Below are 13,014 nucleotides of genomic sequence, written 5' to 3' on the forward strand. Positions count from 1 at the left end.
GCCTCTTTCAGCGTGAACAGGACCCGGGCGCCTTTCAGCGCGAACCGGCCCTGTCGGTATTCGCGCGCGCCGCGCCAGGGCCTGGCCCCCGCTTGGAGGGGCCAGGCCCGCAGGCTCATTCGCTGTAGGTCTTGGTGCTGTACAGGCTGATCGGCAGCAGGTTCAGCACCGGCAGGCCGGACACGGGGTCCTTGGCCTGCTTCTCGATGTAGGCCTGCAGCACGTCGGCATCCAGCACGCCGATGTCTTGGCGCCGCGCCGCCGGCACGTTGGCGAGAGTCTTGTAGCCGTCGCCGCCGGTGGCGTTGAAGCTCAGGACGAACAGCTTGTAGGTGCGGTTCGGGTCCAGCGGCAGCCAGTTGCCGCTGGCGTTGTCGCGCACCTCGATGTTCGACACGCGGCTGCCCTGGGCCTGGGCGGCATTCACATCCCAGCGCAGGCCGCCCGCGTACGGGTAGGGGCCGGTGGAGCCGCCGGGGCCGTAGACCGCCTGCATCCCGTCTTCCAGCATGCTCTTGACCTCGGCGCCGGTGACATCCAGGCGCCACAGCATGTTGCCGAAGGGAACCACCTCGATCACGTTGGCCGCGGTCACGTTGCCCAGCAGCGGCACGCGCACGCCGCCGCCGCTTTGCAGCGAGATATCGGCGCCGCCATAGTTGGCATTGGCCACTTCCAGGTAGGCCTGTGCGACGAGTTGCTGGATGTCGCCACCGTGCAGGCTGACGTTGCCGAGCGTGTTGCAGGCGACGCTGGAGCGGCCGTAGTCGCGCGAGCCGGGGCCGCCGGGGACGCGCCGCGAGCACAGCTCCTGCGGCACCGTCGCCACCAGGCTGGCGCTGAACGCGTCGACCTTGGCCTTGAAAGGCTGCAGCACGGCCGTGGCCTGCGCGTCCGGGGCCTGCACGCGCAGGAAGCCGCTGGCGGCCGCGTCGGCCACGATGGCGGCCTGGTCGGCCGAGGCGGGCGCGGCCCCGCCGATCTTGAAGGTGTCGCCCATCAGCACGTGGGGCGTGCCGGCGCAGGCGGTTACATCGCCATTCGCGTCGAAGCTCACCTTCAGTTCGCCGACCACCTGCGAGTATTCCCAGGCCTGCACCAGGCAGACGAGCTTGCCGTCCTTGTTGCGCAGTTCGGTGGGGTACGCGCCGGCGGGCGAGCCGACGCCATAGATGGACAGCGCGGCCGGACCCAGCAGGGTGTGCGAGTCGCCGCCGACCACCACATCCACGCCGCTCAGGTTGGGAATGATCCGCTTGTCGTAGTCATAGCCGATGTGGCTCATCACCACGATCTTGTTGACGCCTTGCGCGCGCAGGGCGTCGATCTGCTGCTGCGCGGCGGCGGTTTCTTCGGAGAACAGCGTGCCGGGGTCGGGGCTGGACGACTGCTGCGTCTTGTTGGCGATGGTCAGGCCGACCAGGCCGATGGGCTGGCCGTCGCGTTGCAGCACGATGGATGGCTTGACCATGCCGGGCGCGCGCGACGGATTCAAGGCCGAGTTGGCGCCGAAGGTGACGTTGGCGCTGAGCACCGGCGTCTGGCAGGTGCCGGCGTGCAGCAGTTCGACGAAGCGCTTCAGGCCGCTGTCGCCTTTGTCGAACTCATGGTTGCCCAGCGTCATGGCATCGAAGCAGACCGTGTTCATCAGGGCGGCGTCGGCCTCGCCCGGTTCGCCGGCGCGATTGAAGTAGAGCGTGCCGGTGGTGGCGTCGCCGGCATGCAGCTTGAGCACGTTGGGCGCCTGCGCGGACAGCGCCTGGAAGGCGGCCGTCACGCGCGGGAAGCCGCCGATCTCGGCATTGACCGTGACGCGCGAACCCGCGGCGTTCAGCAGCTTCAGGTCTTTTTTCCTGCTGTCCAGGTTGGAATGATGATCGTTGATGTGCAGGATCGTCAGTTCCATCGGCCGGCTGGCGACCGGCGCGGGATTCGGCGCCGGGCTGGCCGGCGTGTCGTCATCGTCGCTGCCGCCGCAACCGGCCAGCAGCGCCACCAGGCTCAATGCGGCCGCGCCGGCCGTCCTCTTCCACGTGATCATTCGCGAGCATCCCTCTGTCTTCGGAGGGCGCATGGTCGCGGGCCGAGATGACGTGAAGATGAATGACAGGGCTGTCACATCGATCGTGGCGGCTGTCGCGGATCTGTCATGCAAAAGAAGCGGGCCCGGCGCGCAAACGCCGGGCCCGCGGGGACGTCGGTCGGCGCGTCAGTAGTGGATCACGGTACGGATCGACTTGCCTTCATGCATCAGGTCGAAGGCCTCGTTGATGCGGTCCAGCGGCAGCGTGTGCGTGACGAACGGGTCCAGGTCGATCTTGCCGCTCATCGCGTCCTCGACCATGCCGGGCAGTTGGGTGCGGCCCTTGACGCCGCCGAAGGCCGAACCGCGCCAGACGCGGCCGGTGACCAGCTGGAAGGGGCGCGTGCTGATTTCCTGGCCGGCGCCGGCCACGCCGATGATGATGCTCTCGCCCCAGCCCTTGTGGCAGCATTCGAGCGCGGCGCGCATCACGTGCACGTTGCCGATGCATTCGAACGAGAAGTCCACGCCGCCGTCGGTGAGTTCGACGATGACCTCCTGGATCGGCTTGTCGTGGTCCTTGGGGTTGATGCAGTCGGTGGCGCCCATGGCGCTGGCCAGCACGAACTTGTTGGGGTTGGTGTCGACCGCGATGATGCGGCCGGCCTTGGCCTGCACCGCGCCCTGGATCACCGCCAGGCCGATGCCGCCCAGGCCGAACACGGCCACGGTGTCGCCTTCCTTGACCTTGGCGGTGTTGTGCACCGCGCCCAGGCCGGTGGTGACGCCGCAGCCCAGCAGGCAGACCTTCTCGTGCGGCGCGGCCGGGTTGATCTTGGCCAGCGAGATCTCGTTGACCACGGTGTATTCGCTGAAGGTCGAGCAGCCCATGTAGTGGTAGAGCGGCTTGCCCTCGTAGCTGAAGCGCGAGGTGCCGTCGGGCATCACGCCCTTGCCCTGGGTGGCGCGCACCTTCTGGCACAGGTTGGTCTTGCCCGACAGGCAGAACTTGCACTCGCGGCATTCGGCCGTGTAGAGCGGAATGACGTGATCGCCCGGCTTGAGCGAGGTCACGCCTTCGCCGACCTCGACCACCACGCCGGCGCCTTCATGGCCCAGCACGGCGGGGAACAGGCCTTCGGGGTCGTCTCCGCTCAGGGTGAAGGCGTCGGTGTGACAGACGCCGGTGTGGGTGATCTGCACCAGCACTTCGCCGCGTTGGGGCGGCGCGACGTCGATTTCAACGATTTCCAGCGGCTTGCCAGGGCCGAATGCGACGGCGGCGCGTGATTTCATGGGAGGCTCCAGAAGGTCGGATGGGGTTATTTGAGGTAAGAGCGGACGATGCGCATGACCTGGTCGATTTCCGCTTCGGGTTCGAGCGTGGCGCCGGATCGTCCGCCCTGGGCGGATTGCAGGAAGGTTTCGCGCAGATGGCTTTCGAGCACTTCGGCCATCAGTCCCGTGGCCGCGCCGCGCAGGGCCGCCAGCTGTTGCAGCAGCGCGCCGCATTCCGTGCCTTCGTTGACGGCGCGCTCCAGCGCCAGCGCCTGGCCCTGGATGCGGCGCAGGCGCGTGGTGACGCGCTTTTTCTCTGCGGGGGAATGGGGCACGGCGGGCTCCGGTAGATACAGGGGGGGAGTATACGCAGACATTGCCAGGGCGTCCAGCGCGGGCCGCCTGTCTGTACATGTCTAGGGCCCTATAATCGCCATTCGTCCAACGGCACGACACAGGATTACACGTGGCCTCTCACCCGCCTCGCTTGCCGCCCCAGGCCAGCGCCCTGCCGGCGCCACTTTATGCGCAGCTCAAGCAGATGATCGCGCAGCAGATCCGTACCGGCGCGTGGCCGGCGCATTACCGCGTGCCGTCGGAAAGCGAGCTGGTGCAGGAACTGGGCTATTCCCGCATGACGGTCAACCGGGCGTTGCGCGAGCTGACGGCCGAAGGCCTGCTGGTGCGGATGCAGGGCGTGGGCACGTTCGTGGCCCAGCCCAAGGCCCGGTCGGCGCTGTTCTCCGTCAACAATATCGCCGACGAGATCACGGCGCGCGGCCATCGGCACCACAGCCGCGTGGTGCGCCTGGTCGAGGAGCCGGCGGGCAGCGAGCAGGCGGCGGCGCTCGACATCCGCGAAGGCCAGCCGGTGTTCCATTCGCTCATCGTGCACTTCGAAGACGATGTGCCGATCCAGCTCGAAGACCGTTACGTCAACGTGCGGCTGGCGCCCGACTATCTCAAGCAGGACTTCACCCAGCACACGCCCTATGAATACCTGACGCGGGTGGCGCCGCTGACCGAGGGCGAGCACGTGGTGGAAGCCATCATCGCCAAGCCGCGCGAATGCCAGCTGCTGCAGATCGACCGCAGCGAACCCTGCCTGCTGATCCGCCGCCGCACCTGGTCGGGCGAGCGCGCGGTCACGCTGGCGCGCCTGATCCATCCCGGATCGCGCCACCGCCTCGAAGGAAAATTCACCACATGATTTCGCATGACGTGCGCCTGTACCGGGCACAAGACTATCCCCGCATGCCCTGGCGCAATGGCGGCGGCACCACCCAGGAAGTGGCCTGCAACGATGGCGGCAGCACGAGCGCGTTCGAATGGCGCCTGTCTATCGCCGACGTGGCGCAGGACGGCGGTTTTTCGCTGTTCAGCGGCCTGCAGCGCATCATCACGGTACTGGAAGGCGCCGGCATCGCGCTGACCGTCGACGGCCGCGCGCAGCCGCCGCTGCGGCCGCGCGAGGCCTACGCCTTTTCCGGCGATGCCGCCGTCGATTGCCGGCTGCTGGACGGCCCCATCCGCGATTTCAACCTGATCTATTCCCCGCGCCATTACCGCGCCCGCCTGCAATGGGTCGGCGCCGCGCGGCACTGGCGTTTCCACAGCGCGGCCAGCACCGTGCTGCTGCTGAACGCGGGCGGGCCGCTGACGGTGTGGCGCGACGGCCAGCCGCTGCCAGCGCCGGCGCGCTATGACTGCCTGCACATCGAGCGTACCGCGCTCGATGCGCAGCGCGACGGCCTGGCCGAATTCCGGCTGGAAGCCCCCGCCGCGCTGGACGCCTGCCTGATCGAACTGCAGCCGCGCCGGGGCTGAACGCTGCGGCCCGGTTTCGGCCGGGAATGCGGGAAATCCCTGATCGATGAATCGGTCTTACGAGCTTGTATATACAAGCATAGGCATCCTATGATTCCGGCAACTGGTCGCGCGTCAATGCACGACGCGCCAGGCCCCGGATCATGGAGACTGCCTTGGAAAAATCGAACCGATACCGCGATGTCGAGATCCGCGCTCCGCGCGGCAACCAGCTGACGGCCAAGAGCTGGCTGACCGAGGCGCCGCTGCGCATGCTGATGAACAATCTCGACCCGGAGGTGGCCGAGAACCCGAAGGAATTGGTGGTGTATGGCGGCATTGGCCGCGCCGCGCGCGACTGGGACTGCTATGACCGCATCGTCGAGACGCTCAAGCGCCTGGAAGCGGACGAAACCCTGCTGGTGCAGTCGGGCAAGCCGGTGGGTGTGTTCAAGACCCACGCCAACGCGCCGCGCGTGCTGATCGCCAACTCCAACCTGGTGCCGCACTGGGCCACGTGGGAACACTTCAACGAACTCGACGCCAAGGGCCTGGCCATGTATGGCCAGATGACCGCCGGCAGCTGGATCTACATTGGCAGCCAGGGCATCGTGCAGGGTACCTACGAGACCTTCGTCGAGGCCGGCCGCCAGCACTACGGCGGCGATCTCGGCGGCCGCTGGGTGCTCACCGCCGGCCTGGGCGGCATGGGCGGCGCGCAACCGCTGGCCGCGACGCTGGCCGGCGCCTGCTCGCTGAACATCGAGTGCCAGCAGGCCAGCATCGACTTTCGCCTGCGCACCCGCTATGTGGACGAGCAGGCCACCGACCTGGATGACGCCCTGGCGCGCATCGCCCGCTACACCAGGGAAGGCCGCGCGGTATCGATCGCGCTGTGCGGCAACGCCGCCGAAGTGCTGCCCGAGCTGGTGCGCCGCGGGGTGCGTCCGGACATGGTCACCGACCAGACCAGCGCCCATGACCCGCTCAATGGCTATCTGCCCGCCGGCTGGACCTGGGCCGAGTACCGCGAGCGCGCCCGCAGCGAACCGGCCGCGGTGGTGAAGGCCGCCAAGCAGTCCATGGCCGTGCACGTCAAGGCCATGCTCGCGTTCCAGAAGCAGGGCATACCGACCTTCGACTACGGCAACAACATCCGCCAGATGGCCAAGGACGAGGGCGTGGCCAATGCCTTCGATTTTCCGGGGTTCGTGCCGGCCTACATCCGCCCGCTGTTCTGCCGCGGCGTGGGCCCGTTCCGCTGGGCCGCGCTGTCGGGCGATCCGCAGGACATCTACAAGACCGACGCCAAGGTCAAGGAACTGATTCCCGACGACGCGCACCTGCATCGCTGGCTCGACATGGCGCGCGAGCGCATCCGCTTCCAGGGCCTGCCGGCGCGGATCTGCTGGGTTGGCCTGGGCCAGCGCGCCCGCCTCGGGCTGGCGTTCAACGAGATGGTGCGCAGCGGCGAACTGTCGGCGCCCGTGGTGATCGGCCGCGATCACCTGGATTCCGGCTCGGTGGCCAGCCCCAACCGCGAGACGGAGGCCATGCGCGACGGTTCCGACGCGGTGTCCGACTGGCCGCTGCTCAATGCGCTCTTGAATACCGCCGGCGGCGCCACCTGGGTGTCGCTGCACCACGGCGGCGGCGTGGGCATGGGCTTCTCGCAGCACGCGGGCATGGTGATGGTGTGCGACGGCACCGACGCGGCGGCCGAGCGCATCGCGCGGGTGCTGACCAACGACCCGGGCACCGGCGTGATGCGCCATGCCGACGCCGGCTACGACATCGCCATCGACTGCGCCCGCGAGCAAGGGCTGGACCTGCCCATGGTCGATGCCGCGCGCTGAACCGCCCGCGGGCGGCCTCATCCAGAAGAACCAGGGCGCCGCATGGCGGCGCCCGCAAGGAGACAATGCATGGAGCAGGACAGCGCGGTGCCAAAGGGAACGCTGGTCGAGCGGCGCTCGATCGACTTCATCCCGGAAACGGAGCGCCACGGGCGGCTCTACAGCCAGTTCACGCTGTGGCTGGGCGCCAATCTGCAGATCACCGCCATCGTCACGGGCGCCTTGGCGGTGGTGCTGGGCGGCGACGTATTCTGGTCGCTGGTCGGCCTGTTCGTCGGCCAGGTGTTCGGCGGCGCGGTGATGGCGCTGCACGCGGCGCAGGGCCCCAAACTGGGCCTGCCGCAGATGATCTCGAGCCGGGTGCAGTTCGGCGTCTATGGCGCCGCCATCCCGATCGTGCTGGTGTGCCTGATGTACCTGGGCTTCACCGCCACCGGCACGGTGCTGTCGGGGCAGGCCATCGGCCAGTTGCTGGGGGTGAGCGACAGCGCCGGCATTCTGATATTCGCCGCGGTCATCGTGCTGGTGACGGTGTTCGGCTACCGCATGATCCACATCATCGGCCGCGTGGCCAGCGTGCTGGGCCTGATCGCCTTCGTCTACCTGTTCAGCCGCGTGATCGCGCTGGGCGACGTGGGGCAATTGCTGCAGATCCGTCATTTCAGCTGGGCCTCGTTCCTGCTCGCGGTGTCGCTGGCGGCGTCCTGGCAGATCGCCTATGGCCCGTATGTAGCGGACTACTCGCGCTATCTGCCCAGCCGGACCTCTTCGTTCGGGACCTTCCTGGCGGTCGGCCTGGGTTCCGTACTGGGTGCGCAGATCGCGATGACGCTGGGGGTGCTGGCGGCGGCCATGGCGGCGGGCCAGTTCGCCGGCCGCGAGGTGGCCTACATCGTCGGCCTGGGCGGCGCCGGCGCCACCGCGGCGGCGCTGTACTTCAGCATCGCGTTCGGCAAGGTCACCATCTCGACGCTGAACTCGTACGGCAGCTTCATGTGCATCGCCACCATCATCAGCGGCTTTCGGGGCCATGTGGATATCTCGCGGCGCCAGCGGCTGGTGTTCGTGCTGTTGATCGTGGGCGCGGCCACGCTGGTCGCCTGGCTGGGCCAGCATTCGTTCCTGAATGCCTTCAAGTCGTTCATCCTGTTCCTGCTGGCGTTCTTCACGCCCTGGAGCGCCGTGAACCTGGTCGACTATTACTTCATCAACCGCGAGCGCTACGATGTGGCGGCGCTGTCCGATCCCGATGGCCGCTACGGCCGCTGGAACTGGCCCGGCATCCTGGTGTATGTGTTCGGCGTGCTGGTGCAGATGCCGTTCATCTCGACCAAGCTCTATACGGGTCCGCTGGTCGCGCGCCTGGGCGGCGTCGATATCTCGTGGATCATCGGCCTGATCGTGCCCGGGCTGCTCTATTACGTTTTCGCCCGCCGCGATCCCCGGCCCGCGCCCTGTCCGGCCCCGGCGCGGCGTGGCGCCGACATCGCCTGACACCGCATCCCGTCCTGGAGAACAACAACATGGATCTGCACCTCAAACCCGGCCATCTGACGCTGGCGCAACTGCGCCAGGTTTACCAGCATCCGGGCCGCGTGACGCTGGACCCGGCCGCCTACGGGCCGATCGACGCCAGCGTCGCCTGCGTCGAGCGCATCGTTGCCGACGGCCGCACCGCCTATGGCATCAACACCGGCTTTGGCCTGCTGGCCTCCACCCGGATCGCGCGCGAGGATCTGGAGGCGCTGCAAAGCTCGCTGGTGCTGTCGCACGCGGCGGGCGTGGGCGAGCCGCTGGGCGACGACATGGTGCGGCTGATCATGGTGCTCAAGATAAACAGTCTGGCGCGTGGCCGTTCCGGCATCCGGTGCCAGGTCATCGACAGCCTGATCGCGCTGGTCAACGCGGGCGTCTATCCGCACATCCCGCTCAAGGGGTCGGTGGGGGCGTCGGGCGACCTGGCGCCGCTGGCGCACATGTCGCTGTTGTTGCTGGGCGAAAGCCGGGCGCGCTGTGACGGCGAATGGCTGCCCGCGAAGGCGGCGCTGGCGCGCGCCGGCCTGGAACCCCTGACGCTGGCGGCCAAGGAAGGCCTGGCGCTGCTGAACGGCACCCAGGTGTCGACCGCCTACGCGCTGCGCGGCCTGTTCGAAGCCGAAGACCTGTTGGCGGCCGGCCTGGTATGCGGCAGCCTCAGTGTCGAGGCCATGCTCGGCTCGCGCGTTCCCTTCGACGCCCGCATCCACGAAGCGCGCGGCCAGCCCGGCCAGATCGACGTGGCCGCGGTATACCGCGACCTGCTGACCGAAGACAGCGAAGTCGGCCATTCGCACGTCGATTGCGGCAAGGTCCAGGACCCCTACTCGCTGCGTTGCCAACCGCAGGTGATGGGCGCCTGCCTGACGCAGATCCGCCATGTGGCGCAGGTGTTGCAGATCGAGGCCAATGCCGTCTCCGACAACCCCCTGGTGTTCGCCGAACAGGGCGATGTGCTGTCGGGCGGAAATTTCCATGCCGAGCCCGTGGCGCTGGTGGCCGACAACCTGGCCCTGGCGCTGGCCGAGATCGGGGCGCTGTCCGAGCGCCGCATTTCACTGATGATGGACAAGCACATGTCGCAGTTGCCGCCATTCCTGGTGAGCAATGGCGGCGTCAACTCGGGCTTCATGATCGCGCAGGTCACCGCGGCCGCGCTGGCCAGCGACAACAAGGCCCTGGCCCATCCGGCCAGCGTAGACAGCCTGCCGACCTCGGCCAACCAGGAAGACCACGTATCGATGGCGCCCAACGCCGGCAAGCGGCTCTGGCCGATGGCCGACAATGTGCGCGACATCCTGGCGATCGAATGGCTGGGCGCGTGCCAGGGCCTGGATTTCCGCGCCGGCTTGAAGACATCGCCCAAGCTGGAACGCGCGCGCGGCCTGCTGCGCGGGAGGGTGGCGCACTACGAGAAGGACCGCTTCTTCGCGCCCGACATCGAGGCGGCCAGCCAATTGATCGCGGACCGCCACCTGAACGCGCTGATGCCGCCGGGCCTGCTGCCCAGCCTTTGACCATGTCGATGACGGGAGTGACGCGATGAAACAGGTCTGGCGCAATTGCCATGCCGCGACCATGGCGGGCGGGGAATACGCGACGATCGAACGGGCCGCGTTGGTGACCCGCGGCGATCGTATCGAATGGATCGGCCCCGAGGCGGCGCTGCCGCGGGACGGAGACGGGCCCGTGCACGACCTGGCTGGCGCCTGGGTGACGCCCGGCCTGATCGATTGCCATACCCACCTGGTGTTCGGCGGCGACCGCAGCCAGGAATTCGAGCAGCGCCTGCAGGGCGTGGACTACGCCGTGATCGCGGCGCAGGGCGGCGGCATCGCCAGCACCGTGCGGGCGACCCGCGCCGCTTCGGAGCAGCAGTTGTACGCCAGCGCGCGGCGCCGCGCGCTGCATCTGCTGCGCGATGGCGTGACCACGCTGGAGATCAAGTCGGGCTATGGCCTGGATCTGCCCAACGAGCGCAAGATGCTGCGCGTCGCGCGGCACCTGGGACAGACGCTGCCGTTGACCGTGCGCGCCACCTGCCTGGCCGCGCATGCCCTGCCGCCGGAGTTCGCCGGACGCGCCGACGACTACATCGACGAGGTCGCGCGCCGCATGCTGCCGGTGCTGGCGGCCGAGGGGTTGGTGGACGCGGTCGATGCGTTCTGCGAACACTTGGCATTCTCGCCCGCGCAAGTCGAACGCGTATTCCTGGCCGCGGTCCAGCTGGGCCTGCCGGTGAAGCTGCACGCAGAACAGTTGTCGTCGCTGCATGGCGCCAGCCTGGCCGCGCGCTACGGCGCGCTGTCGGCCGATCACCTGGAATACCTGACCGAGGCCGACGCGCGCGCCATGGCGGCAGCCGGCACGGTGGCGGTGCTGCTGCCCGGCGCGTTCTACGCGCTGCGCGAAACGCAATTGCCGCCGGTCGAACTGTTGCGCCGCCACGGGGTGCCGATCGCGATTTCCAGCGATCTCAACCCCGGCACCTCGCCGGCGCTGTCGTTGCGGCTGATGCTGAGCATGGCCTGCACATTGTTCCGCCTGACGCCGCAGGAGGCGCTGGCCGGCGCCACCGTGCATGCGGCCCGCGCCCTGGGCCTGCAGGCGACGCACGGCGTGCTGGCCGCCGGCATGATGGCGGATTTCGTCGCCTGGGACGTTGCCCATCCGGCCGAATTGGCCTATTGGATTGGCGGCGACCTGCCCAAGCGGGTCATCCGCCACGGCGTCGACGTCCACGCGGCCACGCTGCAATAGCGCGGCCGCGCGGTCGACGGAGATCAACGGCCCGCGGCCGGTCAGGCCGGCAGGGCCAGCGTGTCGCGCACCGGCAACGCCAGCGGCGCCGGGTCCTGCTGGCCGGCGGGCAGGCGGAAGGTGCTGACCGAGTGCTGCAGGCGCTGGGCCTGTGATTCCAGCGAGGCGGCCGCGGCGGCGGCCTGTTCGACCAGCGCCGCGTTCTGCTGCGTGACGTGGTCCATCTGCGTGACCGCGGTATTGACCTGCCCGATGCCGGTGACCTGTTCACGCGAGGCGGCGGCGATGTCGCCCACCAGCACGGTCAGGCGCTCGATGGCGAGCTGGATCTCTTGCATGGTCCGGCCGGCGGTTTCCACCTGCGCCGCGCCGGCCTGCACGGTTGCGCCGGACGCGCCGAGCAGCTGTTTGATTTCCTTGGCGGCGCTGGCGCTGCGCTGTGCCAGCGAACGCACTTCGCCGGCAACCACGGCGAAGCCCTTGCCCTGCTCGCCGGCGCGGGCGGCTTCGACCGCGGCATTCAGCGCCAGTATGTTGGTCTGGAACGCGATTCCGTCGATGACGCCGACGATATCCTCGATACGTCCCGAATCCTGGGCGATCTCGCGCATGGTGGCGACCGCGCTCTGCACCGCCGCGCCGCCGCGACGAGCCACTTCCGAGGCCTCGGCGGCCATGGCGTTGGCCTGGCGCGCGTTGTCGGCGTTGCTGGTGACGGTGGACAGCAGTTCCTCCATGCTGGCGGCGGTCTCTTCGAGGGAGGCGGCCTGCTGTTCGGTGCGGCTGGAAAGGTCCTGGTTGCCGGCGGCGATTTCACTGGAGCCGGTGTTGATCTCGGCCACGCCGTCGCGCACCGCGTGCACCGTGCGCACCAGGCTGGCCTGCATTTCCTGCAGATAGGGAATCAGCTGGCCGACGCAGTTCCTGCCGTAGGGCGCGATGGGCGCGGTCAGGTCGCCGGCGGCGATGTGCTGGAAGTGGCGCTTGACCTGGTCCAGCGGCTGGCGCACGAAGCGCACCACGTAGCGGTCGCCCAGAACCAGCAGCAGCAGGCAGACGCCGAGCAGCACGCCAATGCCCGTGTAGGCCTGCTGGCGTTCCCGCTGCGCGCTGTTGCGCAGGGCGTCCTGGCGTTCCTGCGCATAGGCTTCGTAGTTCTCGATGGCCTTGCCGAAGGCGCGGCTGGCGGCGATGACCGGGCCGGCGGCGTGCGCGCGGGCCTTTTCGAGGTCCTCGGCCGCCAGGAAGCCGCGCTGGATCGCGATGCCATCGTTGACCAGGGCGTTGAAGCCGCCCTGCAGCGGTTCGAGTATCGAGGCGGGCGCGCTGTCCTTGGCCGATTCGAGGAAAGCGGCCTGATTCTTGCGGGCGGCCTCCAACGCGGCGTCGATCGCGCGGCCTTCTTCCGCGGCGGGGGCGGCCAGACCGTCGCGGACGTATTCCATCTGGCGCGCCAACCGCAGGCGGGCGCGCATGATCTGGTCGTTGACGCGGGAGAGGGATGAGACTTCGTTCAGGAGTTCATAGCTGGCGGCGAGCGCTTCACCGGAGCTTTGCAACCCTTTTACGCTGATGGCCGACTGGCCGGCTAGCAGGACACTGATCGTGAGCAGCGTGCACAGGATCATGCGGCGGATGGTGATGTCTTTCAGGAACTGTGTCATACGCGTCATTCAGGGAGGTACGGGACTACACCCGGACAACGGCCCGCCCTGAACGAATATTTAGCGCGTGTTGCACATCTTACGTATGTGT

10 protein-coding genes are annotated in these 13,014 nt (G+C 68.3%); 6 read left to right on the plus strand and 4 right to left on the minus strand.

Going from position 1 to position 13,014, the window contains the following annotated elements; translation table 11 throughout:
• Positions 1-115 precede the first annotated feature (115 nt).
• From AC6CR5_RS21665 to AC6CR5_RS21675, 3 genes are all read right to left on the minus strand, one after another.
• Entirely contained in the window at positions 116-2,041 is a 1,926-nt protein-coding gene (locus AC6CR5_RS21665) for a bifunctional metallophosphatase/5'-nucleotidase (RefSeq protein ID WP_498084941.1), read from the minus strand.
• 168 nt (positions 2,042-2,209) lie between these two features.
• Positions 2,210-3,319, minus strand: a complete 1,110-nt coding sequence (locus AC6CR5_RS21670; RefSeq protein WP_006387263.1) for an S-(hydroxymethyl)glutathione dehydrogenase/class III alcohol dehydrogenase — start codon at positions 3,317-3,319, stop codon at positions 2,210-2,212.
• Positions 3,320-3,345: 26 nt separating this feature from the next.
• Positions 3,346-3,636: a metal/formaldehyde-sensitive transcriptional repressor gene (locus tag AC6CR5_RS21675; protein WP_006387264.1), complete on the minus strand. Its 291-nt coding sequence runs from the start codon at positions 3,634-3,636 to the stop codon at positions 3,346-3,348.
• Between the two features lie 131 nt (positions 3,637-3,767).
• Here AC6CR5_RS21675 and hutC point away from each other — a divergent pair, with 131 nt between their 5' ends.
• From hutC to hutI, 6 genes are all read left to right on the plus strand, one after another.
• Complete coding sequence (hutC, locus tag AC6CR5_RS21680; RefSeq protein WP_498084942.1) at positions 3,768-4,511, plus strand: histidine utilization transcriptional repressor HutC; 744 nt, start codon at positions 3,768-3,770, stop codon at positions 4,509-4,511.
• Positions 4,508-5,128 carry a HutD/Ves family protein gene (locus tag AC6CR5_RS21685; RefSeq protein WP_054446003.1) on the plus strand — a complete coding sequence of 207 codons (621 nt, stop codon included), beginning with the start codon at positions 4,508-4,510 and terminating at the stop codon, positions 5,126-5,128. Before hutC ends, AC6CR5_RS21685 begins: the two co-directional genes overlap by 4 nt.
• A gap of 143 nt (positions 5,129-5,271) precedes the next feature.
• Positions 5,272-6,963 (plus strand): urocanate hydratase, encoded by a 1,692-nt coding sequence (gene hutU, locus AC6CR5_RS21690; RefSeq protein ID WP_498084943.1) that lies wholly within the window; start codon positions 5,272-5,274, stop codon positions 6,961-6,963.
• A gap of 69 nt (positions 6,964-7,032) precedes the next feature.
• Positions 7,033-8,457: a purine-cytosine permease family protein gene (locus AC6CR5_RS21695; RefSeq protein ID WP_006387268.1), complete on the plus strand. Its 1,425-nt coding sequence runs from the start codon at positions 7,033-7,035 to the stop codon at positions 8,455-8,457.
• Positions 8,458-8,486: 29 nt separating this feature from the next.
• Positions 8,487-10,016, plus strand: coding sequence for a histidine ammonia-lyase (gene hutH / locus AC6CR5_RS21700; RefSeq protein WP_498084944.1), 1,530 nt, complete (start codon positions 8,487-8,489; stop codon positions 10,014-10,016).
• Positions 10,017-10,041: 25 nt separating this feature from the next.
• Positions 10,042-11,259, plus strand: a complete 1,218-nt coding sequence (gene hutI, locus AC6CR5_RS21705; RefSeq protein WP_150101874.1) for an imidazolonepropionase — start codon at positions 10,042-10,044, stop codon at positions 11,257-11,259.
• Between the two features lie 41 nt (positions 11,260-11,300).
• On the opposite strand, the gene AC6CR5_RS21710 is transcribed toward hutI, so the two are convergent.
• Positions 11,301-12,923, minus strand: coding sequence for a methyl-accepting chemotaxis protein (locus tag AC6CR5_RS21710; protein ID WP_020925532.1), 1,623 nt, complete (start codon positions 12,921-12,923; stop codon positions 11,301-11,303).
• Between the last annotated feature and the right edge of the window lie 91 nt (positions 12,924-13,014).

Source organism: Achromobacter sp. EG18 (genome assembly GCF_059759395.1).